This is a genomic window from Sorangium sp. So ce131, assembly GCF_051519095.1.
GTDB lineage: Bacteria > Myxococcota_A > Polyangia > Polyangiales > Polyangiaceae > Sorangium.
The window spans coordinates 12,953,967-12,978,082 of sequence record NZ_CP150455.1 but is presented as its reverse complement, the minus strand read 5'-3'; the positions used below and the strand labels follow the sequence as shown (position 1 = coordinate 12,978,082).

Sequence of the window (24,116 nt, the reverse complement as noted above, 5' to 3'; positions counted from 1 at the left end):
AGACCCGGGACCGCCCCCTCCCGACTTCCTACGGCGGCCCCGCCTCGATCGCCCTTCGGTACCTCTCCCGCCGGTGAGGCTCGCGGAGGATCTCGTACGCCTCGTCGAGCACCTCGATCACCAGCCGCACATCATCGAGCAGATCCACCGTCGCGGCGGTGAGCAGCGTCGACGGCTCGAACGCCTTCCGGAGCGCGAGGTACGCCCGGCGAATCTCGTAATTCGTCGCGTCCCGCGGGATCCCGAGGATCGAGAAGTAATCTCCATCCTCCACCAGCGCCAGCCGCGCCCGCACGCGCTGCCGGATCGCCTCCTCGTCGAGCGGATCCTCGACGGGCGGCGGAGGCGCCTCCGTGATCGACGGCGGGATCAGCACGTCGAGCACCTCGAGGCACACGAGCGCGTAGATCACGCTCGCGTTCTCCGGCTCCGCCGCGTTCACCAGCTCGCCGACGGTGCGGCCGCGCGCCGTGCGCACGAGCTCCTCCTCCTCGCGCCGGAGCGCGCACTCGCCGAGCAGGTTGCGCCGCGCGCCGTCGTCGAGGCGCGCGCCCGGGCCGCCGAGGCGGCGCAGCGCGACCTCGGGCGCGATGACCCGGCGGATCGTCTCCACGAAGACCTCCGCGCCGGTCGCGCCGCCGAACACGTTCGGCTCCGCCTTGAGGCGGCCCGGCGGCTCGGGCTCCAGATCGCACGTGCCGGCCTCCACCAGCACGACATGCCCGATGATCCACTCGGCGTGCGCGCGCAGGACCGGCCAGAGATCGTCCTGACCGAGGTGGCCGTGCGCGATGAGCGCCGCGCCGGCGTGCCGGCCCGAGGCGGGGAGCTTGCCCGTCAGCCGCGCGGCCACCTCGCGCTCGATATCGCCGCGCCCGACCAGGAAGGCGAGCAGCGTCTCCTCGGGGATGCTCGATCCGGCGGTGACGAGATCGCCGTCGTGCAGCACGATCCGCCGCGCGCCCTCGTCCGTCGCGATCGCGAGGGCGCCGGACGAGCGGCTGCCCACCGCGCGGGCGAGCGCGCGCGGCGCGTCGCCCGGGCCGAGCACCGTGGCCGACGAGACGCTGCTCGAAGGGGGCGCCTCGTCGCCCGCCTGCGGCGGCAACACGCGGCCGAGCGCGCCCGTGCTGATCGTCGCGGGCCCCGAAGGGACGGCCGGCGCGGGCGGCGGGGCGGGGCGGGCGGGCGCGCCGGAGATGGCGACCGACGGCGGAACGGGCAGCTGCATGCGGCCGAGCCCGCCCCCCGCCGGGGCCGGCGGCAACGGCGCGATGAGGCCTCGCCCGAGCGAGCTCGCGCCGGACGAGGCGGGCACGGGGGGCAGCGGCGCGCGCACCGGCGCGGCAGCGCGCACCGGCGCGGGCGGCGGCGACGGATCGGGCTCGCCCGCGCCGCCGCCCGACGACAGCGGCGCGGTCCTCAGCTCGACCGACGCCGCCGGCACGAACGCGATGCCGGCCGGCGGCGTCACATGCGGCGGAAAGGCGGCCGAGGGCGCCGAGTGCGCGGCGGAAGCAGGCGCATACCCGGCCGCGGACGGCGCATACCCGGCCGCGGACGGCGCATACCCGGCCGCGGACGGCGCATAGCCGGCCGCAGCAGGCGCAAACCCCGCCCCGGGCGGCGCATGCCCGGCTGCAGACGACGCAACCCCCGCCGCGCGGGGCTCGCGGCCGGAGCGCGCGCGGGTCGGCGGCGGCTCGGTGTAACGCTGGCGATCGACCGGCTCGAGGCGCCCCGACGGGGAGCGCGCCCACTCGAGCTCCTCGCGCGCGGCGTCCGGCAGCGCGCGCTCCCACGCCGGATCCTCGCGCAGCGCCGGGGGCGGCGACGGCGCGCGCTCCCACGCGGCCTCGCCGCGCGGCACCGGAGAGCGCGCCGACGGCCGCTCCCACACGGCCTCGGCGCGCGGCGTCGGCGACGGCGCGAGCGCCCGCTCCCACGCGGCCTCGCCGCGCGACGGCGGCGGCGAGGCCGCGGGCGGCCGCCCCGCGTCGCGCGGCGTCGGCGGCGCGGCGTCGCGCCCCCCTCCGCGGCGCGGCGCGGGCGCGCCGTAATCGCGATCGTCCCGGCCAGGCAGGTGCGCCTCCCGATCGATCGAGAGCGCCGCGAGCTCGGGGCCGGCGCGCTTCGTCGCGTACACCACGTCGAGCGGGGGCTCGTCGTGCTCGTCGTCGCCCGGCTCGGCGAGCTCCGAGATGCGCTCGCCCGCGCCGGTGTGCTCGGCGCGCGTGGCCCCCTGCTGCGGCGCGCCCAGGACGCCCTGCGGATCGGGCGCGGTCCGCGGCTGCGACGCCGCGCCCGCGTGCAGCGCGGCGGCCGCGCTCGCGCCGGTCCCCGGCTCGTCCTCGTCCGGATCGAGCGGCTCGTCGAGCGCGGAGAGCAGCTCGGGCGAGAGGATCAGATCCACGTCCTCCTCGGCCGCCGGGATGCTCGACGGGTGCGCCTTCGCCGTGACCCGCTGCTCGGCGGCGACGAGGATCTCCTCGAGCTCCGGGCTGATCCGGGCCGGCAAGAGCCGCGGCCCGACCGCCTCGCCGTCCTCCGGCGGCGGCAGCACCGAGCCGACGTCGAGCGGGTCGAGATCGCTCGCGAAGTCCGGGTGCGACGGGACCTCGTTCTCGATCGGGCCCGAGTAGTCCGCGGGCAGCCGCGGCGCGTCGCCCTGCTCCCGGCGCAGCCAGCCCGGCTCGGCGACCGCGCTCACGTGCGCGGCGAGCTCGGCGATGTCCACCGGGCGCGCGAACACCTGCCCGAACAGCGCCGGATCGAGCTCCGCCGAGCGCACCGGATCACCCACGAGGAGCACCGTCGCGGCGAGCCCGTCCGGGTGCTGGTACAGGCGCTCGAGCGCGTCGATCGCGCCGGGCTGATCGATGTCGACGATCACGACCCGCGGCGCGTCGCTCGCGAGGCGCGCCTCGAGCTCCGCGAGCGGCGCCGCGATCACGTCGAAGCCGCGGCCCCGCAGCGCCGCGCCGATCGCCTGCCCTTCCGGCGATGCGTCGGCCAGGAGGACGGCAGGAGCGCGCAGGCGCACCTGCGCAACATCGTGGTCGTCGCGGAGCTCGGACACGGCGGTCATCTTGTGGCGGCGGCCCCCCGGAGCGACACCGTGGGCCCCGTAGTGTGGTGGACTGTCGACGGTCGCAGGCGGGCTGTCAAACGCGATCGCGGGCCAGCTTTCCTTCCCGCATGTTCTTCCCTCCCCGCGCGCCCGCGGCGCATCGCCCCCTCTCCCGCACCTCGACCGCCACCTCGCGCCGCGCCCGTCTGTCTGCCCACGTCCCGCCCGCGCCGGCCGCCGCGGCCCCGGCGCCGCACGCGCCCCCGAGCGCGGCCCTCCGGCGCCCTCAGCGTGGTAGACATCGGCACATGCTGCTCGGCGCTTATCCGAACGAGATCGCCCTCGTGGCCTTCCTGCTCCTCGTGGTGCTGCTCGCCACGAAGGTCGGCCGCGTCGGCGAGGCCATCGGCGGGCTCTTCGAGCGGAAGCCGGCGACGGCCGACGGCGCCGCGCCGGAGGCCCCGGAAGAGCGCCGAGAAGGCTGAGCGCGCTGCGGGCGCCCGCGCCCGTGTTCGTTTTTATCTATCCGGATTTACTCACCTTTCGCGTCCTCGCGCGCACCCTCCGGACACCGTGACCTGCGGTCGTGCTAACGGTCGCGCGTGCAGACGCGGACCAAGAGCGGCCTCGTCCTCCTGCTCGCCGGCGCCGTGCTCGGCGGCGGCGCCGCGTGGCTGCTCGGCCGGCGGCCGGAGCTCCCCCCCGCGCCGCGCGCGCTCGACGCGGTGCCGGCGGGCGCGCTGCTCGTCGCGACGCTCGATCTCCCGGCGCTGCGCGCCTCGCCGGCCTTCGCCCCGTTCCTGCGCGCCGAGCGCGAGATCCCGGGGCTCGGCAAGGTGAGCGACGTGTGCGGCTTCGACCCGCTCGCCGGGCTCACCGAGGTCGCGATCGCGATCCCGGCGGGGGGCGAGGGCGGCGACTTCGGGCTCGTCGCCGCGGGCGCCGTGCAGCACGAGGCGCTGCTCGCGTGCGCCGCGAAGGTCGTCAAGGCCCGCGGCGGGCAGCCCGTGGTCACGCAGGTCGGCGGCTTCCGCGCGGTGCGGGACTCGAGCGCCGAGGGCCGCGGCGAGATCGCCGTGCGCCCCGGCGGGCCGATCCTGCTCGGCGGCGGCGCGTACCTGCGCGCCATGATCGACAGCGCCGAGGGGCGCGCTGCGCCGCTCGGCGAGGGCGGCGCGCACGGCCAGGTCGCGGGCGAGGTGGGCCAGGGCGCGGCGCGCGTCACCGTCGTCCTCACGCCGGAGCAGCGCCGCGAGCTCGAGGGCGAGCTCGCGCCGGGCGGCGCCGGCCGATCGCCCGCGGCGTCCATCCTGGCCGGCGGCGCCGCGGTCGCGCTCGGCCCCGAGATCGCCGTGCACGCCGCCGTCCTCTGCGACGCCGAGGCCCCGTGCGCCGAGCTCGGCGCGCAGCTGCGTGCGGCCCGCGACGCGCGCGCCGCCGACTTCGCGGTGCGGCTCGCCGGCTTCGGGACCCTGCTCCGGCGCATCGAGATCGCCGCCGCGGGCAAGGCGCTGCACGCCCGCGTCACGCTGTCGGCCGACGAGGCCGGCGTGCTCGTCGACCGGCTCGCGTCGCTGCGCGGCTTCCGTCAGCCCGCGCCGGAGCCGCCGGCGCTCGAGCGGCGCCGCGAGCCGCGCGAGCCGTCGCCCGACGAGGACGGAGGCGACCGCGCGCCGCCGCGGCCCGACGTGGTCGTCACGCCGCGCGCCGCGCCCGGCGCCGATGCCGGCGCGCCGCGGCGCGATCCAGCCGCTGCGCCGCGGGCGACGCCCGGCGCCGACGCCGGCGCGCCGCGGCGCGATCCAGCCGCTGCGCCGCGGGCGACGTCCGGCGCGGAGTGACCGCCACGCCGCGCTGCGGCGCGCCGCTTCCGTGATCCACCTGACGAGCGCGCGGCGCCGCCGAGCCGCGCGGCGCCGCGCCGGCCGATCGCGGCGCCGCGCGCTGTCCCGAACTCCTGTACGCTGGGCTGTGCCCTCGCGCGGGACCGGCGCTCCGGTCCGTCCCGCCGCGGGGGTGTGGGTGGGGCCTACCGCATGCAGCTCGCCTGGATGTCCGCCAGCGTGGTCGTCGCGACCGTCGTCGTGATCGTCCTCTGGGCGCTCGCGCGGCGGCTCCGCGCCCGCGAGCTCGAGATCGAGCGCGCCGCGCGCGAGCTCGCCCTCGCCGCGCGCGAGCTCGAGCGCAAGGCGGAGGAGCTCGCCGTGAGCCGCGCCGCGGAGCAGCGGCTCGGCGAGGAGCTGCTCGAGGCGCGGCGCGCCGAGGAGCAGGCGCGCAAGGCGCAGGCGGAGGCCGCGGCGGCGAGCCGGGCGAAGAGCGCGTTCCTCGCCAACATGAGCCACGAGCTCAGGACGCCGCTCAACTCGATCCTCGGCTTCGCGCAGCTCATGGAGCGCGACCAGGCGCTCGGCGATCGGCACCGCGAGAACCTCGCGGTCATCAGCAAGAGCGGCGAGCACCTGCTCGGCCTCGTGAACGACATCCTCGAGATGGCGAAGATCGAGGCCGGCAGGATGACGCTCGCCGACGTCGACTTCGACCTCCACGCCATGCTCTCGGAGCTGTCGGAGATGTTCGCGCTGGAGGCGCAGAAGAAGGGCCTCACGCTCGCGGTCGAGCGCGAGCCGGACGTGCCGCGCCTCGTGCACGGCGACGAGGGCAAGCTCCGGCAGGTCCTCATCAACCTGCTCGGCAACGCGCTGAAGTTCACGGGCCGCGGCTCGGTGACGCTGCGGTCCTCCGCGCGGCGCGCGACCGGCGCGCACGACGGCGCGGCGGCGGGGCGCGTGCGGCTGTCCTTCGAGGTGGCCGACACGGGGCGCGGCATGGCGCCGGGCGAGCTCGAGGAGCTCTTCGAGGCGTTCTCGCAGACCGCGAGCGGGCGCGGCGCGCGCGAGGGCACCGGCCTCGGGCTGCACATCAGCCGGCGGATCGTGCGGATGATGGGGGGCGACATCCACGTGGAGAGCGAGCTCGGCCGCGGGACCACGCTCCGCTTCGACGTGCGCCTGACGCTGGCCGACGCGCAGGACCGGGGCCACGCGCCGCGCGCGCGGCGGGTCGTGGGCCTGTCGCCGGGGCAGCCGAGGTACCGCGTGCTCGTGGTCGACGACCGGTGGGACGTGCGCCACTGCCTGCTCAAGCTGCTCGACTCCGCGGGGTTCGAGGTGCGCAGCGCGACGAACGGCCTCGGCGCCGTGGCGCAGTGGGAGACGTGGGCGCCGCACCTCGTGCTGCTCGACCTGCGCATGCCGCTGCTCGACGGCTACGAGGCGGCGACCCGCATCAAGTCGGGCGCGCGGGGGCGGGACACGGTCGTGGTCGCGATGACGGCGAGCGCGTTCGAGCAGAACCGGCTGCTCGCGGCGCAGGCCGGCTGCGACGACTTCCTGAGCAAGCCGTTCCGTGACGCTGAAATCTTCGCGCTGCTCGGCAAGCACCTCGGGGCGCGCTTCGAGTACGAGGACCAGCCGGCGGCGCGGGCGGCGGAGGCCGTCCGGGGCGCGGATCTGGCGCGCGCCGCGGCCGGGCTGCCGGTCTCGCTGCGCAAGGACCTCCGGCAGGCGGCGACGCGGCTCGACGCCAAGGCGGTGCAGGCCGCGGTGGAGCGGATCCAGCCGGAGGACGCGGCGCTCGCGGGGGCTGTGGCCGAGCTCGCGCGGGGGTATCGGTTCGACAGCATCCTGGCGCTCTCGAGCGCGGACGAGGAGGAGCCGTCATGAAAGCGACCGACAAGAAGCAGCACCTCGCGGGGGGATCGTGAGCACGCGGCCGGAGCGGCCCCGGGAGCGCCCCGCGGAGATCCTGATCGTCGACGACATGCCGGCGAACCTGTCGCTGCTCACGTCGATGCTGACGGCGCAGGGCTACGAGGTGCGGGCGGCGATCAGCGGCGCGATGGCGCTGATGTCGGCCGCGGCGTCGCCGCCGGACCTCATCCTGCTCGACGTGAGCATGCCCCACATGGACGGCTACGAGGTGTGCCGGCGGCTGAAGGCGGACGCGCGGACCGCGGACACGCCGGTCATCTTCCTGAGCGCGATGACCGGCATCGGCGACAAGGTGACGGCGTTCGAGGCGGGCGGCGTCGATTACGTCACGAAGCCGTTCGAGCTGCGCGAGGTGCTGGCGCGCGTGGGGACGCAGCTGCTCCTGCACCGGCAGCGCCGTGAGCTCGAGCGGCAGCGCAAGGAGCTGGAGGAGCGGTACGCGCAGGTCCGGCAGATGCAGGCCGCGCTGCGCGGCTACCTGTCCGACCGGGCGTGGGAGAGCATCGAGGAGAGCGTGTCGTCGAACCGGCCGAGCGCGCCGGCGCGCGAGGTGCTGACGGTGCTGGTCAGCGACATCGAGGACTTCGTGCGGCTGTCGGAGCAGGAGGAGCCGGGCCCGCTGCTCGCGGACCTCAGCCTGTACATGGCCACGGTGGCGCAGGTCGTTTACGACCACCGGGGCGAGGTCGACAAGTACGTGGGCGACGGCATGCTCGCGTTCTTCCGGAGCGCGCCGGACGCGCTCGCGGCGGCGCAGGAGATCCAGCGCAGCATCGCGGGGTTCAACGAACACCAGCGCTCGCAGGGCCGGCCGGCCTTCCCGACGCGGCTCGGCCTCTCGACAGGGCCGGTCCTGCTCGCGAGCATCGGATCGAGCGGGAGGCGGGAGTTCACGATCATCGGCGATCGTGTGAACACCGCGTTTCGGATTCAGGCGCAGGCGAGGTCCGGTGGCCTGCTGATGGATGAGCCGACGTTCCACGCGGCCGGGAGCCCGGGAGGCGCGGTGCCCGCGGTGGTGCGGATCCGCGGCAAGCAGGGGGAGGAAAAGCTCTATGCGATCTCGCCGGAGGCGATCGCGGAGGGCGCGGCGCGCGGCGGGTCGGGCGAGGGCTGACGGCCCGCGGCGCCGAGATCGCGAGAGGCGGCGCGCCCACGTGGCCTGTAGGCGCGAACATGATTGCGCGGCGACTGCCCGGGATCACGGCAGATCCATCGCGTGGGTCAGGCGATGCACAAAACCGTTCGTTCTTGAACCAGGGGGTGCCCTCGTGCATAGTCGCCGCCGCGGAGGATACAATGAAGATGGAGCTTCGTTATTGCATTACCTTGGCGGGCCTGCTCGCGGCGTTCGGCGTGAGCGCGGCCGCGTGTGGAGATGACGACAACGGCACCGAGTCCGGCGCGACGACGAGCGGCAGCGGGACCACGAGCGGCACGGGCGGCGGCGGCACGGGCGGCGGCGACGGCGGCGGCGGCAGCGACAACAACGGCGGCGGCGGCGCCGCGCCGTCCTCGTCGCTGATCTCCGATGATTTCGAGTCGTACGCGGCCCAGGGCGCGCCCGGCGGCAAGTGGAAGGTCTACACGGCCCTGGAGGGCTCCGCCGTCACGGTCGACACGGCGCAGGCTTACAGCGGCACGCAGTCCGTGAAGGTGACGACGCCCGCGACCACGGCAGAGCCCAACTACAAGTCGGCGATGATCCAGTTCACGGGAGACGCCTTGCCCGTCGAGGGGAACGTCATTCGTGGCCGCATGATGTTCTACCTGGAGTCGGCGCCGACCACGGACGTGCACTGGACGTTCATCGACGGCTCCGGCATCGTGCCGGGGAGCGATTACGAGGGCGCGGAGTACTCGGCCGTCTATCGCTACGGCGGCCAGAAGGCGCTCGACAACGGCAACCAGATGATGGCGAACTACGACACGCCCGGCTTCTGGGCCGATCCGAAGACCGCGCCGCAGACGGACTGCTGGCATCACGCCGAGGGCGTCGTGGTCCCGACCGGCAAGTGGACCTGCGTCGAGTTCAGCTTCGACGGGCCGAAGAACGAGATGCGCCTCTGGCTCGACGGCCAGGAGGTGGACAAACTCACGATGTCCGGGACCGGCCAGGGCTGCGTCAGCGAGGTGGAGAACTTCACGTGGAGCGCGCCGGAGTTCACCAGCATCGGCTTCGGCTGGGAGTCGTATCAGGCCGACGCCGCCCGCACGATGTGGATCGATGACGTCGTGATCGGCACCGAGCCGATTGGCTGCCCGCCCGCTCCGTGAGCTCGCGCGGCCCGCGCGGCTGAGCCTTCCCCCCGGGGCGCGGAGCTGGATCCGCGCCCCGGCTCGTCCCCTCCCCTGTCCGCCGGCCTGGCGGCTCGCCGCCCGAAAGGTGCGCAGGTCGATTGATCGCCCGCTGAGACCGCTCTAGGAGGGTCCGTGAGGTCCAACGGCTTCATGAACCTGGAGGTCTCCGTGATCAGATCCGCTCATCGCTACTCGCTGCTCGCCTCGTTCGCCCTGGTCGTCGCCGCCTGCGGCGGCGCGCCCGAGCCGGCGCCCGAGGTGCCGTCCGTGCCGGCGCAGACGCCCGAGACGCCCGCGGCGCCCGAGGCGACGCCGGCGCCTGAAGCCACCCCGCCGGGCGGCGGCGCGGCGCCCACCGGGACCGAGGGCGCGACGTCCGCGGCCGGGGCGTCCGGGGCCGCGACGCCGGCTGCTGCGGCGGCGCCGGCGGCGCCCGTCACCGTGCCGATCGAGGCGCGGAGCAAGTCGAAGCTGAAGGGCACCGCGACGTTCACCGAGGTCGAGGGCGGCGTGAAGGTGTCCGTCCAGGTCTCGGGCGCGCCCAAGGGCAAGGTCGCGGTGCACGTGCACGAGACCGGCGACTGCAGCGCGCCGGACGGGGCCAGCGCGGGCGCGCATTACAACCCCGAGAACCACCAGCACGGCCTGCCCGACGCCGCGCAGCGCCACCTCGGCGACCTCGGCAACATCGAGGTGAAGCCGGACGGGAACGGGACCCACGAGATCGTCGCGAAGGGGGCGAACCTCAAGCAGGGCGCGCCGAACTCGTTCCTCGGCCGCGCGATCATCGTCCACGAGAAGGCGGACGACGGCGGCCAGCCCTCCGGGAACGCGGGCGGACGCATCGGTTGCGGGGTCATCGGGGCCGCGGCCGGCAAGTGAACGTGGCTGCGGTGGGGTGAGCCTGCCGCGCTTGATTGAGGGCGTCCGCGGGGGCGCGGAGGCGGGGTGCCGAGCTGCTCGGCCCCTCGGAGGGAGCTCGGCGCGCGGCGCAGGGGACGGGCCGAGCTCGCCTGACCCAGTGTTCACGCAGCGGTTACGAGTCCTGTCGGCTACCCGCACCTCCGAGCGCCGCCAGGAGCTCGGCCTCCCGGAGCGAGGTGAGCCCGGCGCGCAGGGCAGGTTCTCCGCGGGACCGGTCCCATGCGAGCGTATCTCTGACGGTCTCGACGAGGGGCCGGAAGGTGAGCCCGGCGGAGACGGCCTTGGCGTTGCCAGTTTCCAGGAAAGCGTTGTGCTGCTCAGGCAGCCAGAGGGGCAGCTCGCTCCAGGGCGTCACGCCGCGGGCGAGCAGGAATGCTTCGCTCGCCCAGGCGAAGCGCGGCTCGCTCCCGGTACCGCGCGCGCATGCGTCGAGCAGGTTATGCATCGTCACACCGTCGGCGCCGGCCGCGTTGAAGACTCCGGTGGTCCGAGCTTCGATACGCTGCACACACCAGGCGGCGAAATCGCGCGCGTCCAGCGCGCGCACGGGACGCTCGGGGCGACCGGGCGCGAGCACGTCACCGCCGCGCGCGACGCGGCGGACCCAGTAGGTGAAGCGATCGGTGGGATCGAACGTGCCGACGAGGAGGCCGGGGCGGAGCACCAGCACCCGGCCGGGCATCTCTTCCTCGGCCGCGCGCTCACAGCACACCTTGAGGGCGCCGTAGTGTTCGCCGTAGAGCGACGCGTTGGACGGCCCTTCGGGCTCGATCGCCTCCGCCCGTCGGAGCGCATCGTCGGGCAGCGTCGCGACCGGGCCGGTCTCTTCGGAGTCGGCCGGGTCGGCGTACACGGAGCGCGTCGAGATGAACGTGTAGTGCTCGACCGAGGGGGAGAGGAGCCGGGCCGCGCGCTGCACGAGGGACGGCACGTAGGCCGCGGTGTCGATCGCCGCATCCCAGCGCCGCCCGCGGAGCGCGACGAGGTCACCGCGTCGATCGCCGGTGAGCCTCTCGACCTCGGGGTACAGGTCAGGCGCCTGGCGACCGCGGTTGAAGAGCGTCACCTGGTGGCCACGCGCGAGCGCTGCTTCGACGATGTGGCGGCCGACGAACAATGTACCACCCAGGATCAGGATCTTCATGGGCCGTCAGTGTGCACCGCGAGCGAAGGCTGGCAAGCAGCCCGGGATCCTGGGCACGCGTGACAGGCGCAATGTCGCGTACGGCGCCTGGCCGTAAGCGCCCGGCGCGCTACGGCACGGCGCCGGATCCATCGTGCTCGCGACGCGCGTCCGTCCTGCGTAGATGTGCTTGGTGATGAACCGCCCGTCCCGCAGCGTCAGGTGCTGGTCGTGGTGCGCTGTCTCCCCCTCGCCGAATCCAGGGAGCTTCATCGACTGCAAACCACGACGGCGAGTTCGCGCGACTGGCATCTGCGCTCTATTGTCTTAGGACCGGTTCCGCGTGGTCGATGCCACCAGCATTGGCTTCACCTCGGGAGGGACCGGAGGACAACGGGGAGACCGTTCGCCCAGCACGCGTCTCCTCGCCGCGTGTTGTGCTGGGGGTACGCACGAGCCCACTACGGCGTGCTGGGTCCTAGCTCTTCGAACCAGCTGGACATCAGGCTTTGCAGCCCTTCCGAGATCTTCTCGGAGCGAAGGCGAGAGAGGTACCATGAGACCCTCTCCCGCAGCTCACCGTCGGCCCTGCACGATAAACCCAGGAGGTCGACACAAAGGGCGCGCTCATCAGGATCCGAGCTAGATTCGAGTATGTGCAGATAAATGGCGACCCCCCTCGACAGCTCTCGCAAACATCGCTGAATCAGATCTACTTCACCGTGTGCAAGCTCGCTCTCTGATTCTTCACCGCTACCGATCTGAACTAGAAGCTCCAGCACCTGGCGGCGAGCCGCGCGAGTACATCGCAGCAGAATCTCTATGAGACACGGCACTGTGGCCAGAGCCGCCTGATAAACAGCTCCCTGAACGACTACAACGTTGTCGATTTTCCAGTAAGCGACCGACGCCTCGGCTTCTGCATTGGCGGACTCAAGCTGTCGAATCGCAGCTGGAATCCCAGACGCGTCGCCCGCCGCGCGCAAGCTTGACCAGTCGTAACGCTCGATCTCCCAAATCATAACACATATTCACCAATCGCTTTAGCAATCACGAGGTCGTTACTTTTCCTAAAGAACAGAAAATCGCCACCTCCGCCTCCTCGTGGGTTCCACGGTCCCTAACGAACTTCGTCGTACTTCTGGACTACCGTGTCAATCCGCTCTCGAACCCACTGGAGGTGAGCTGGGTTGCCAGTCCCGACATGCCGGCCGCCTGCCCGACCAGGCACCCGCCCATGTCATCCCACGCCCGCCGCGCGAGCTCCCACCCGGCGGGCAGCCGCCCTCTCCCGCGTCATGGCGGCGCAGCGCTGACCGAGCTCCCTTGTCCTGGCGGCGGTGACGATCCTCCCGGCGGCGGCGCCGGCGGCGCCGAGCCCCTCACGACGAGCGCGGCGATGGCCGCGATCGCCGCCGCCGCCAGCCAGAGGCCCACCCTCACGGGCGACAGCCACCGCCGCGGCGGCGGCGCCGACCAGGACGCGCTGTGCGACGGCGGGTCGACGAGCGTCGCCGAGTCGGGCGGCTCCTCGATCTGGGGCGACCGGTCCCGCAGGGGCGGCCGGAGCCGCGACCGGTCAGGCACCGTGGCCGCCTCGCTCTGCTCGCTTGCCATGGCATCCACCGGCTCCGCCGCATCGGCGACGGCCCCGGGACCCGCCGCCCCGGCGCCGGCCGCCGGCGCCGCGGCCGCCGGCGGAACCGAGCGCAGGCGAGCCCCCGGATCCGGCTCCGTCGGGTCGCCCGAGACCGGCCCACCCGAGACCGGCCCACCCGAGACCGGCCCACCCGAGGCCGGCGAGCCCTCGGCCCGCGGCCCCGAGGCCGGCACCGCCGCCGCGGCCGCCGCCACCGCCGTCGCCGCGCCGGAGTCCGCCGCGAGGTCGAGCGACTCCAGGCTGAGGCGCACGCCGGCCAGCGAGTCGCGCGGGCGGCCGTGCAGGATGCCCTGGATGCGCTCGACGAGCGGCTGCGCCGCCGGCGGCGCGAACGGGCGCAGCGCCAGGACCAGCTCCGCGACGTCGACGTATCGCTTGTCGCGGTCGCGCTCGAGGCACTTCATGATGATCGGGTCGATCTCCGGCGTGAGACCGCGGCGGACCTTCGACGGGAGCGGCGGGACGTACTTGCCCCCGAGCACCAGCGAGACCGTCTGGACCGAGCGGGCGTGCATCGGGTAGCGGCCCGTGAGCAGGACGTAGAGCACCGAGCCGATCGCCCAGATGTCCGCGCGCGCGTCGACGTCGCGCTCCCCGCGCATCTGCTCGGGCGGCATGTAGTGCGGCGTCCCGAGCATCTGGCCCGTGCTCGTCCGCATCTCGGCCACGCCGAGCGTCGCCGCCTCCGAGACCTTCGAGACGCCGAAGTCGAGCACCTTGATGCACGGCGTGCCCTCGCGCGTGTGCGTCAAAAACAGGTTCGCCGGCTTGACGTCGCGGTGCACGAGGCCGAGCGCGTGCGCCTCCGCCAGCGCGTCGCACGCCTGGATCACGTAGAGCGTCGCCTCGTCGACCGGCAGCGGGCCCAGCTGCTTGCGCAGCGACCGGAGGTCGCGGCCGGCGAGGAACTCCATCACCATGTACGGGAGGCCGTCGTCGAGCCGCCCGACGTCGTGCACCCGCACCGCGTGCTCGCTCTTGAGCCGCGCCGCGATCCGCGCCTCCCGGAGGAAACGCCGGCCCATCTCCGGATCCGCGGCCGTGGCCGGCAAGAGCAGCTTGATCGCCCGGAGCTCGCCGAGCTCCACGTGCGTCGCCGCGACCACCGCGCCCATCGCCCCCTTGTCCAGCAAACGATCCACGCGGTACTTGCCCGCGATCAGGGTTCCGACCTCCAACCCTTGGATCTCTTCCAGGCCGCGCATGTTTTCGAAACCTCCGACCCGAGAGCGCCGCGCCGCTACGCCCAGCATACCGTAGGCGATCTCGCGTCAGCCCCCCTCGCGGATCCCGCCCCGTCGCTTGATCGCGATCGCGCGCTGCACACCTCCCACCTCCACCGTCAGCTCGACCGAAGCGCCCTCCGGCAGGCTCTGCACGGCACGACGCAACGCGTCAAATATGGCGATCGGGTGTCCATTGAGGGCGACCACGACGTCGCCGACGCGCACGCCGGCGGAGGCGGCGGGGCCTGCTTCGTCGACGGCGACCACGATGGCGTCGCCCTGGGTGTCCAGCTCGCCGTGCAGCAGCGGGAACACGGGCGCCGCGGTGAACCCGAGCAGGGTCACCGTCCTCCTGTAGCTCTGCACGGCCGCGTCGAAGCTCTGCTGGCTCATGCGGTACCGCGCGACGGCCTTGACCTCGTCGCCGCGCTCCTGGAAGCGCGCGTCGACGCGCTCGGGCGTGGCCAAGGCACCGACCTGCCTCAGGTAACGGCGCGCCTCGGCGTCGGCCATGCCGGCGCGCCGCGCGCCGCCGCCGCGCGCCTGGAGGTAGCCGTGGAGAGGCGACCCCACGAGCGCCGGCACCACGTGGCTCGCCAGGCGGGAGATCGCGTCGGCGCGCGCGGCCGCCAGCGCGGCGTCCCGGTCGGCGCCGGCGCCCTCGCCGACCACGAAGATCACGTCGCCGTCGGCGGTGAACGGCTGCTGCATCCAGGGAGGGCTCGGCCCGTCGACCGGCGCCGGCGCGGGGCTCGCCGCTGGGCCGGCGGCCGGCCGGGCCTCGCCGCGCTGGCGGGCCGAGCCCCAGTACGCGACGCCCAGGCTGAGGAGCAGCAGCGCGGCCGCGACCACGACCGCCGCGTTCGCCAGGCGCGATCCGGGGGCCGCGGCGCCCCTGGACGGGCGCGCCGACGCGCGTTGCGAGCGAGGCGCCGACGCCGGCGCCGACGCGCGTTGCGAGCGGGGCGCCGACGCCGGCGTCGACGCGGCCGTCGCCGGCAACGACGTCGGCGCTGACGCGGCCGTCGCCGGCGCTGACGCGGCCGTCGCCGGCAACGAGGCCGGCGGCACCGATACCGATGACGACGCGGTCGGCACCAACGACGACGCCGACGGCGCCGACGCGGCCGGCACCGACGACGACGCCGCCGGCGCCAGCGACGACGACGCAGGGCGCTCCGCCGCGGGCGCCGGCAGCGAGCCGATCTCGCCCGGCCCCGACCGCGGCGCCGGCGCGCCGCCGAGCCGCTTCAGCACCGGCCGGAGCGAGAGGAACGAGAGCGGCGCGTTGCAGCGCTTGCACGGCAGGTACGGGTCGCGGTCCTCGAGCGCGGCGTGGACGGCCTCCTTCACGTCGAGCAGCACCTGCCTCGGCGCGTGGCACCGCTCGCAGACGCCGTCGACGTGCGCGGAGGCGACCGCCGACCCGAGCGGGGGCCTCGCCGCGGCGAGGTGCTCGAGCAGCGCGACGGGACAGCCCTCGATCCGGATCGACGTCACCTCGCGGCCCAGCCCGCGGAGCGACAGCTCGAGCGCCCTCGCGCCCTCGGGCGTCGCCCCCGGCGCGGCCGCGAGGTCGAGGACCAGGTCCCCCTCGATGCCGTCGAGCACGCGCCGCCACCGGACCTGCTCGTCGAGCTTGCAGCGCACGGCGATGCGCGTGCCGCGCTCGTCGACCGTCTTCTCGATCGCCTCGCCCGTCCCGGCGTCGAGCCGCGCGAGCTCGTCGAGCGCGGACCGCACGTCGGCCGGCAGCTCGATCCCCGCGTGGCTGGCCGCGAACGCGAAGTAGCTCCCGGCGTCGTCGTCGAACACCGCCGCCGCGCCGCAGCGCGGGCACGGGCTCGGGGGCGGGTCGTGCGCCATGACGACGCGCGCGTCCCGGTCGCAGTCGAAGAGCCGCTCGAACGCCGCGCCGCAGCGCTCGCACCGGTACGGGCCGTAGAAGGACACGACGCGCCCGTCGCCGAAGAAGCGGCGGATCATGCTGACCTGGTTGACGATCGGCTCGGTGCAGCGGGCGACGTAGAGCTCGGACGCGCTCTGCGAGATCTCGGCCAGCATCGCCATCCACTCGCGCACGCCGAACGACGTCACCCGCTGCACGCCGCCGAGATCGAAGAGCACGCGGCCGGAGATCCCCCGCGCGAGCGCGACGCCCTGGAGCTCCTCGGTCATCCGCCCGGACAGCGAGACGACGAGCAAGCTGCCCAGCCTGCGCCGGGTCACCGTGAGCGCCCGCGGCCCGTGCCCGTGCGCCTCGGCCGGCTCCGCCGCCCCGCCGGCGGCGTCCGCGTGCGCCGGCGCGGGGTGCGACGCGTGCGACGCGTGCGACGCGTGCGACACGTGCGCCGCGTGCGCGGGGTGCGCGAGGTGCCGAGAGCGCGGCGCAGGCGGGTCGAGGTCGTCCGGGGCCGAGAGCCGCGACGCCGAGAAGAGCGGCGCGGAGAGCTTCGTGGCCGCCGCGCCGGGGCGACCGGCGCCGCCGAGGCCCAGCGCCGCGCCGGGGGTGGCCGCGAGATCGTCGGCGAAGGAGTCGTCGTTGAGGAGGTCCGTCTGCTTCTCGACGACGTGCGACAGGAGATCCGAGTCCGAGCCGAGCGCGCCCCGCCACGCCTCGATCCGCTGGCCGAACAGCTCCGCCATGAACGACGACAGCGCGAGCGCCGAGGTGGCGAGCCGCTCCTGCCGGGCGAAGGCCTCGAGGTCGATCTGGAGATCCCGCGCGGTCGGGTACCGCTTCTCCCGGTCGCGCTCGAGGCACCGCATCACGATGCGCTCCAGCGCCGGCGGGTAGTCGCCGATCACCTGGCTCGGCGGCATGACCGGGTCCTCGACGATCGCCCGCATCAGCTCGAACTCGGTGGCGCCGCGCCGGAACAGCCGGCTGCCCGTGGACATCTCGTAGAGCAGGATGCCCACCGAGTAGATGTCGCTCCGGCGGTCGAGCTTGTCGCTCGTGCACTGCTCGGGCGACATGTACGGGACCTTGCCCTTCAGCGCGCCGTCGCGCGTCTCGTTGACGCGGTTCGCGGCCTTCGCGATCCCGAAGTCGAGGATCTTCACGGCGCCGTCGTACGTGACGAACACGTTGTGCGGCGACACGTCGCGGTGGACGATGTCGAGCGGCTTGCCGTCGTAGCCGACCTTCTCGTGCGCGTAGTGCAGCCCCGCCGCGACGCCGGCGGCGATGGTGATCGCGTGCTCGACCGGCATCCGCCGGTTCGCCGTGCGCAGCGACTTCTTGATGTGCCTGAGGTCCTCGCCGTGGAGGTACTCCATCGCGATGACCGGGATGCCGTCGATCTCCTCGATGTCGTACATCTGGACCAGGTTGGGGTGGTCCAGGGTCGCGGCGATGCGCGCCTCGTCGAGGAACATCCGCACGAACTCGGGGCTGTCGGCGAGGTGCGGGAGGATCTGCTTGACCACGCAGATCTTCTTCACGCCCGAGATGCCCGCGACCGAGGCGACCCAGATCTCGGCCATGCCGCCCATGCCGATCTTCTTCAGCAGGCGGTACCTGCCGAGCACGCCGGGGCGACGCGGCGCGGCCCTGGAGCTCTCGGCGTGGCGCTCGCTCATGCGGCCGCCTCCCCCGGGCGGGCCGGCGGCGTCACATCTCCGGGAGCGCGGCGGGCGGTCGGCTTGCTCATCGAGGGTCGGCGGAGGAGGACTTCGCGAAGCTGACGCTGCGGCGCTCACCGCGCGACTCGATCTGGAGGCTCAGCGTACCACCGGCCGGGGTGCGCGCCCACGCGTCCGCCGCGGCCTTGCCGAAGACCTCGACGGCGTGGACCGGGCGGTCGCTCACCGCGAGCACGACGTCGCCCGGGGCGATCGCCGGCTCCGCGCCGCGCCGCGCGCCCTCGACCCCGACGACGACGAGATCGCCCTCGGTGCGCAGGCTCGCCTCGAGCCGGGGGAAGAAGCGCGCCACGGTGATGCCCTGGAACGTCACCGTCCGGCGGTAGCTCTCCGCGGCCGCTTCAAAGCTCCGCCGGGGCAGCCGGTAACGCGCGAAGGCCTGGACGCCGCCGCCCTCGCGCCGCACGACCGCATCGACGCGCTCGGGCGTCGCGAACGCCCCGACCTGGGCCACGAAGCGCCCGGCGATGCGCTCGGCGACCTCGGCGCGCTGCGCCGGCCTGACCTCGGCCGGCGGGAGCACGTGGAGGAGCTCGGCGACCGGGGAGCCCGCGAGCTCCTCGACGAGGCCGGACGTGAGGCGCTCGATCGCGCTGTTGCGCGCCGCGGCGAGCGCGTCCGCCTCGCTCGAGGTCGGGCCGCCGCGGCCGACGACAAAGACGCTCTCGCCCTCGACCACGAACGGCCGCTCGACCCAGGCCGGCGGGAGGTCGTCCATCGCCGCCCAGCCCGCAGCGGCCTGACCGCGCGCGGAGGGCGCGGGCGCGCCGGCGTGGGAGGCCGCCGGAGCGGAGGGCGGCGCGGCGGCGCCGGAGGCCGCCGGCGGCAGGGCGTGGGAGGCCGCGGGAGCGGAGGGCGGCGCGGCGGCGCGGTGGTCGCTGCGCCACAGCGCGAAGCCGGCGGCCACGAGCGCCACCGCGCCGAGGAGCGCGAGGAACGCGGCGTTGCCGCTCGCGGCGGGCGGCTGCGGCGCCGCGGACGCGGCGAGCGGCGACGAGGTGGGGGAGGCCGGCGCGGGCGAGGGCGCGGCGGACGAGGGCGCCGCGGGCGACGCGGCGGAGCCGGCCGCGGGCGACGCGGCGGAGCCGGCCGCGGCTGACGCAGCGGAGCCGGCGCGCGCAGACGCGGCGGAGGCGGACGGCGGCGCCGGCGAGGCGCCCGCCGCGGCCGACGCGGGCGGCGGGGTCGAGGCGGGGCGGCGCGCGTGGGCGCCGAGCAGGTAGAGCAGCGAGCGGGAGCCGTCGAAGGCGAGCGGGGTGCTGCACCGCTTGCAGGCGACGCGCGGGTCCTCCCCGCGCCGGAGCAGGTCGGCGTTGCTGTCGACCTCGACGATCGCCGCCCGGAGCGCGCCGCACGAGGCGCAGCGGCCGTCGACGATCGCCGAGTCGATCCGCGCGAGCGCGGGCCAGGTGGGGCTCGCCACGCGCTCGGCGAGCAGCCGGGGACAGCCCTCGATGTGGACCTCCTCGACGGCGCCCTCGAGGCCGCGGAGCGCCGACTCGAAGCGCGCCGCGCCGTCGGTGGTGATCCCGGGGACGGCGCTCAGGTCGAAGACCACCTGGCCCTCGAGGCCGTCGACGATCCGGCTCCAGCGGAGCGACGCGGTCAGCTTGCTCCCCACCTTGAGCCGGGTGACGCGCCCGTCGACGGATTTTTCCACCGCGTCGCCGCCGACCGGGTCGTCGCTCTTCTCGAGCTCGAGCAGGAGCTCGCGCACCTCCGGCGGGATCGCGCCGGCGCCGTGCTGGGCGACGAACCCGAAGTAGGTGTCGGCGTCGTCGTCGAAGGCGCCGGCCCCGCCGCAGCGCGGGCACACGGCCTCGGGCGGCTTGCCCTCGGCGAGCGCGGCGGCGTCGTGCGCGCAGTCGACGAGCCGCTCGAACTGGGCGCTGCACGACTCGCAGGCGTAGGGCGCGTAGAACGAGACGACCTGCCCGCCGCCCGTGAACCGCCGGATCATGCTGATCTGGTGGACGACCGGCTCGGAGCAGCGCGCGAGGTAGAGCGCGCGCAGGCGGGGCTGGGCCGCCTGGATCATCTGGAGCCACTCGCGCACGCCGAACGAGGTGATCCGCTCGACGCCGGCGAGGTCGAAGAGGACCTTGCCGTCGAGCTCCCGGGCGAGCGCCGCGCCCTTGAACGCCTCGGTCATGCGGCCGGCGAGCCGGACGACGACGACCTCGCCGATCCGGCGGCGATCGAACAGGAGGCCGGCGTGGCGGCCGGCGGCGCCCGCCGGCGGGACGCTCCGCGTGGGCGCGGCGCGGTGCGCGGCGAACGAGGCGGGCGTCGGCTCGAGTCCGGCGCGCAGGCGGTCCGGGCCCGCCGCGGGCAGACGGCCCGTGTCCACCGCCGTGGGCAGGCGGTCCGAGCCCACCGCCGTGGGCATGCGGTCCGAGCCCACCGCCGTGGGCATCGTCCCCGAGTCGACGGTGGTGTGCAGCGTCCCCGAGGAGACGGGCTCCGCGTCCGGCTCGGAGATCGCGGCGCGCCGGGCCCGCTGGCCGTTCGCCTGCGGCACCCGGATCGTCGGCCGCGCCTCCTCGCCGTCGAGCGCGCCGCGCGCCGTACCCGCGCCCGGGCCGTCGCGCCGCGGCAGCGGCGTGGGGGACTCCGAGAGGACGGTGAGGGTCATGGTCTGGTTGTGCAGGTCGCAATGGCCCGCGGCGTAGGGCGAGATCTCCCCGTACGAGTAGAACCCCGTCACCCGCGTCCCCTTCGGCAGCACATCCAGCACCGCCTCGACCTCCTCCTCGGTCCGGTCGCCCAGCACGATCCGCCGGCCCACGCAGCTGATCGCGATCGCCAGCGCGCTCTCCCCCGCCGCCCTGCCCCCCTCGCTCGCCGACCGCGCCGCCTGCTCCGCTCCCCCGATCAGCCGCTCGAAGTCCGCCTTCATCAGCTGCACGAGGTGCCCCTCCGGCACGTCCCCCGCGAACGTCATCGACTGCCGCTCGTGGTCCACCGCCAGCACCGTGCGCACAAGCGACTTCTCGTCCTGCGCCGTCGCCCGCAGCGCCAGCGGGAACAGCAGCGCCGACGCCGGCAGCTCCGCCGCCTTGTCCCCGAGGTACTCCTTGTACAGCGACAGCGCCGGCCGGCCGTCGACCTCGTACAGCACGTTCCCCTCCGACCTCGTCACCACCCGCTCGGGCCCGAACTTGTCCCAACCCCCCTTGGACCCGTGCTGGATCACCACGTGCTCGCCGTACAGCCCCACCGCCGCGACGACCCCGCTGCGCACCGTGTCCCCGGTGCACACCCACGTCCGCTTGAACCTCGTCCCGTCGCCCGACAGCCCGCCCGTCACCGCAACCGACTCCGGCAGCACCGAGTTCAGCCCGCGCACAAGCTCGCTGCCGTTCACCCCGAGCCCCTCGGACAGCACCAGCACCCCGCGCAGCCCGGGGCGCTCCAGCTTCCGCGCCAGCGCTTGGCCCGCGGCGAACGAGTCCGACGCGCTCGACACCTCCACCTGCGCCGTCCACAAAGACGTCCGCTCGAACCGCGCCACCGCCACCGACAACGTCCCGTCGCACACCGACGCGCCCGCGATCTCTCCGGCGCTCGAGCAGCCCACCATGCGCGACCTCGGGTACGCCCGCCGCAGCTCCCGGATCGCCCCGGGGTCGTCGAGGAACTCGGGCGCTCCGAACACCAGCACCAGGGTCTGGTCGCTGTCGAGCGCGGGCAGCGCCCGCACGGACCACTCGCCCGTCGCGCGCGAGAACGAGAACGTCTCGAGCCGCATCCCGGGCTCGTCGTCGTGCAGCGACGACCGCAGGCCGAAGGAGGACTCGGACGCGATCTCGAGCTCCTCGAACTCCGCCATCCCGCCCGCCGGCTGCGCCACGACGCGGGCCGCCACGACCGGCTTCTCCCGGGCGGCGCGCGGCTTCGAGGCCCGCCCGCCCTCGCTCCGGACGAGCAGCGGGGACGACTCGGAGAGGACGGTGAGGGTCATGGTCTGGTTGTGCAGGTCGCAGTGGCCCGCGGCGTAGGGCGAGATCTCCCCGTACGAGTAGAACCCCGTCACCCGCGTCCCCTTCGGCAGCACATCCAGCACCGCCTCGACCTCCTCCTCGGCCCGGTCGCCCAGCACGATCCGCCGGCCCACGCAGCTGATCGCGATCGCCAGCGCGCTCTCCCCCGCCGCCTGGCTCCCCTCGCTCGCCGACCGCGCCGCCTGCTCCGCTCCCCCGATCAGCCGCTCGAAGTCCGCCTTCATCAGCTGCACGAGGTGCCCCTCCGGCACGTCCCCCGCGAACGTCATCGACTGCCGCTCGTGGTCCACCGCCAGCACCGTGCGCACAAGCGACTTCTCGTCCTGCGCCGTCGCCCGCAGCGCCAGCGGGAACAGCAGCGCCGACGCCGGCAGCTCCGCCGCCTTGTCCCCGAGGTACTCCTTGTACAGCGACAGCGCCGGCCGGCCGTCGACCTCGTACAGCACGTTCCCCTCCGACCTCGTCACCACCCGCTCGGGCCCGAACTTGTCCCAACCCCCCTTGGACCCGTGCTGGATCACCACGTGCTCGCCGTACAGCCCCACCGCCGCGACGACCCCGCTGCGCACCGTGTCCCCGGTGCACACCCACGTCCGCTTGAACCTCGTCCCGTCGCCCGACAGCCCGCCCGTCACCGCAACCGACTCCGGCAGCACCGAGTTCAGCCCGCGCACAAGCTCGCTGCCGTTCACCCCGAGCCCCTCGGACAGCACCAGCACCCCGCGCAGCCCGGGGCGCTCCAGCTTCCGCGCCAGCGCTTGGCCCGCGGCGAACGAGTCCGACGCGCTCGACACCTCCACCTGCGCCGTCCACAAAGACGTCCGCTCGAACCGCGCCACCGCCACCGACAACGTCCCGTCGCACACCGACGCGCCCGCGATCTCTCCGGCGCTCGAGCAGCCCACCATGTGCGACCTCGGGTACGCCCGCCGCAGCTCCCGGATCGCCCCGGGGTCGTCGAGGAACTCGGGCGCTCCGAACACCAGCACCAGGGTCCGGTCGCTGTCGAGCACGGGCAGCACCCGCACGGACCACTTCTTGGAGTCCCGGTCGTAGTGGAACGTCTCGAGGATCATGCGGCTCCTCGACCGCAGGTTACCGCACGCGGGCCACGACGAGGGTCATGTCGTCGTCGAGGGATCGCTCGCCGCGGAACCGGGAGACGGCGGCCACGATCGCGTCTCGGGCCTCCTCCGGCGGCGACGTCGCCACGCTCTGGAAGAGCGCGCGCAGGCGGCGCTCGCTGAACGGCTCGCGCGCCTCGTTCTCGCACTCGGTCACGCCGTCGGTGAACCAGAGGAGCGCGTCGCCGCCCTCCAGGGCGACGGTGCTCGAGGTGTACTCGGCCGAGGGGGCCACGCCGAGCGGGGAGCCGTGCGAGGCGAGCGGCCGGACGGCGCTGTTCCTCACGAGGTACGGGAACGGGTGCCCGGCGTTCGCGAGGGTGAGCGACCGCGCCGCCGGGTCGAAGATGCACGCGGCGCACGTCATCAGGTACTTCTGCTTGCCGGCCTCGAAGATGGAGCAGTTCATGAGGCGGAGCAGCTCCGCGGCGCTGAGCTCCTCGCGCGCGAACGTGCGCGCGAGGTCACACGCCGCCTTGGCCGCGCCCGTGATGATCGCCGACGAGATGCCGTGCCCCGTCACGTCGCCGATGACCGTGAGCAGCTTGCCGTCCGGCAGGTCGTGGAACGTCCACCAGTCGCCGCCGCACTCGGCCGCGGGCTGGAAGTGGCTGGCGAGCCGCAGCGAGCCCCGCTCGATGACGTCCTCGCCCGGGACGAGCATCTGCTGCACGGCGCGCGCCACCTCGAGCTGCTTCTTGAGCGAGGCCCGCTCGGCGGTGTCGTAGAGCAGCTGCACGAGCCGGTCGCCGAGGGCGACGAGCTGGACGCGGGCCTCGTTGATGGCCTCGTTCGAGCCGCTCGAGCCCGCGGCGTCCCCGAGGGCGCTGCTGAGGGAGAGGATCTCGCCGAGCTTCGCGGCGAAGCGGCGCTTGGCCGTGGAGACCGTGGAGCCGACGTCGTGGGGGGTCGCCGGCTCGGACTGCGAGCTCGCGGCGTCGTGGAAGATGGTGAGCGCGTCGCCGATGGCCACGACGACGCTGCGCAGGCGGTCGCGCTCGGCGCGCAGCTGGCGGTGGAGCGTGCTCATCTCGTTCGTGGAGAGGTCGAGCGAGCGGGTGAGCAGGCTGCGGTCGTCGGCGACGTGGCGGTAATGCTCGCTGATGCGCGCGATGACCTTGCGCCACGTCTCCCGGTCGGGCGGCTCGTCGAGGTCCTCGAGGCCGAGGCGCCGGAGCTGCCGGGCGAGCAGCGGGTCGATGTCAGCCACGGCGACCACCTCGGCCGGGCTGCGCGGCGGGCGGCGCGAGCGGCCGCGGCGCGGCG

At 74.5% G+C, this 24,116-nt stretch carries 14 protein-coding genes; 6 read left to right on the top strand and 8 right to left on the bottom strand.

Annotated features, from left to right (window positions below):
- Positions 1-28: 28 nt before the first annotated feature.
- On the bottom strand, positions 29-3,079 hold the full coding sequence (locus WMF43_RS47165) for a hypothetical protein (RefSeq protein ID WP_437675408.1): 3,051 nt from the start codon (positions 3,077-3,079) through the stop codon (positions 29-31).
- 299 nt (positions 3,080-3,378) lie between these two features.
- On the opposite strand from WMF43_RS47165, the gene WMF43_RS47160 reads away from it, so the two are divergent.
- The 6 genes from WMF43_RS47160 (at position 3,379) to WMF43_RS47135 (ending at position 10,023) form a co-directional block, all read left to right on the top strand.
- Positions 3,379-3,555 (top strand): hypothetical protein, encoded by a 177-nt coding sequence (locus tag WMF43_RS47160; RefSeq protein ID WP_437675406.1) that lies wholly within the window; start codon positions 3,379-3,381, stop codon positions 3,553-3,555.
- Between the two features lie 117 nt (positions 3,556-3,672).
- Positions 3,673-4,911, top strand: a complete 1,239-nt coding sequence (locus tag WMF43_RS47155) for a hypothetical protein (protein WP_437675404.1) — start codon at positions 3,673-3,675, stop codon at positions 4,909-4,911.
- Between the two features lie 195 nt (positions 4,912-5,106).
- Positions 5,107-6,792: an ATP-binding protein gene (locus tag WMF43_RS47150; protein WP_437675403.1), complete on the top strand. Its 1,686-nt coding sequence runs from the start codon at positions 5,107-5,109 to the stop codon at positions 6,790-6,792.
- A gap of 37 nt (positions 6,793-6,829) precedes the next feature.
- Positions 6,830-7,957 carry a response regulator gene (locus WMF43_RS47145; RefSeq protein ID WP_437675401.1) on the top strand — a complete coding sequence of 376 codons (1,128 nt, stop codon included), beginning with the start codon at positions 6,830-6,832 and terminating at the stop codon, positions 7,955-7,957.
- A gap of 188 nt (positions 7,958-8,145) precedes the next feature.
- Entirely contained in the window at positions 8,146-9,117 is a 972-nt protein-coding gene (locus tag WMF43_RS47140) for a hypothetical protein (RefSeq protein ID WP_437675399.1), read from the top strand.
- A 156-nt stretch (positions 9,118-9,273) separates the two neighbouring features.
- On the top strand, positions 9,274-10,023 hold the full coding sequence (locus WMF43_RS47135) for a superoxide dismutase family protein (RefSeq protein ID WP_437675397.1): 750 nt from the start codon (positions 9,274-9,276) through the stop codon (positions 10,021-10,023).
- A gap of 154 nt (positions 10,024-10,177) precedes the next feature.
- Here the strand turns inward: WMF43_RS47135 and WMF43_RS47130 are convergent, their stop codons facing one another.
- The 7 genes from WMF43_RS47130 to WMF43_RS47100 all read right to left on the bottom strand — a co-directional run bounded on the left by WMF43_RS47130 (position 10,178) and on the right by WMF43_RS47100 (position 24,060).
- On the bottom strand, positions 10,178-11,209 hold the full coding sequence (locus WMF43_RS47130) for an NAD-dependent epimerase/dehydratase family protein (RefSeq protein WP_437675395.1): 1,032 nt from the start codon (positions 11,207-11,209) through the stop codon (positions 10,178-10,180).
- 6 nt (positions 11,210-11,215) lie between these two features.
- The gene (locus WMF43_RS47125) at positions 11,216-11,461 is read right to left on the bottom strand and encodes a hypothetical protein (RefSeq protein ID WP_437675393.1); all 246 of its coding nucleotides are present in this window, start codon (positions 11,459-11,461) and stop codon (positions 11,216-11,218) included.
- Positions 11,462-11,649: 188 nt separating this feature from the next.
- On the bottom strand, positions 11,650-12,210 hold the full coding sequence (locus tag WMF43_RS47120; RefSeq protein ID WP_437675391.1) for a hypothetical protein: 561 nt from the start codon (positions 12,208-12,210) through the stop codon (positions 11,650-11,652).
- A 274-nt stretch (positions 12,211-12,484) separates the two neighbouring features.
- The gene (locus tag WMF43_RS47115) at positions 12,485-14,053 is read right to left on the bottom strand and encodes a serine/threonine-protein kinase (RefSeq protein WP_437675389.1); all 1,569 of its coding nucleotides are present in this window, start codon (positions 14,051-14,053) and stop codon (positions 12,485-12,487) included.
- A gap of 66 nt (positions 14,054-14,119) precedes the next feature.
- Complete coding sequence (locus WMF43_RS47110) at positions 14,120-17,659, bottom strand: protein kinase domain-containing protein (protein WP_437675387.1); 3,540 nt, start codon at positions 17,657-17,659, stop codon at positions 14,120-14,122.
- 67 nt (positions 17,660-17,726) lie between these two features.
- On the bottom strand, positions 17,727-22,802 hold the full coding sequence (locus tag WMF43_RS47105; RefSeq protein WP_437675385.1) for an FIST N-terminal domain-containing protein: 5,076 nt from the start codon (positions 22,800-22,802) through the stop codon (positions 17,727-17,729).
- Positions 22,803-22,821: 19 nt separating this feature from the next.
- Positions 22,822-24,060 carry a PP2C family protein-serine/threonine phosphatase gene (locus tag WMF43_RS47100; protein ID WP_437675383.1) on the bottom strand — a complete coding sequence of 413 codons (1,239 nt, stop codon included), beginning with the start codon at positions 24,058-24,060 and terminating at the stop codon, positions 22,822-22,824.
- Between the last annotated feature and the right edge of the window lie 56 nt (positions 24,061-24,116).

Bases quoted from the DNA above. Each gene is read 5' to 3' on its own strand.
- WMF43_RS47160 (WP_437675406.1), top strand. From the start codon at position 3,379: ATGCTGCTCGGCGCTTATCCGAACGAGATCGCCCTCGTGGCCTTCCTG.
- WMF43_RS47150 (WP_437675403.1), top strand. From the start codon at position 5,107: ATGCAGCTCGCCTGGATGTCCGCCAGCGTGGTCGTCGCGACCGTCGTC.
- WMF43_RS47110 (WP_437675387.1), bottom strand. From the start codon at position 17,659: ATGAGCGAGCGCCACGCCGAGAGCTCCAGGGCCGCGCCGCGTCGCCCC.
- WMF43_RS47130 (WP_437675395.1), bottom strand. From the start codon at position 11,209: ATGAAGATCCTGATCCTGGGTGGTACATTGTTCGTCGGCCGCCACATC.
- WMF43_RS47125 (WP_437675393.1), bottom strand. From the start codon at position 11,461: ATGAAGCTCCCTGGATTCGGCGAGGGGGAGACAGCGCACCACGACCAG.
- WMF43_RS47120 (WP_437675391.1), bottom strand. From the start codon at position 12,210: ATGATTTGGGAGATCGAGCGTTACGACTGGTCAAGCTTGCGCGCGGCG.
- WMF43_RS47140 (WP_437675399.1), top strand. From the start codon at position 8,146: ATGGAGCTTCGTTATTGCATTACCTTGGCGGGCCTGCTCGCGGCGTTC.
- WMF43_RS47115 (WP_437675389.1), bottom strand. From the start codon at position 14,053: ATGCGCGGCCTGGAAGAGATCCAAGGGTTGGAGGTCGGAACCCTGATC.
- WMF43_RS47105 (WP_437675385.1), bottom strand. From the start codon at position 22,802: ATGATCCTCGAGACGTTCCACTACGACCGGGACTCCAAGAAGTGGTCC.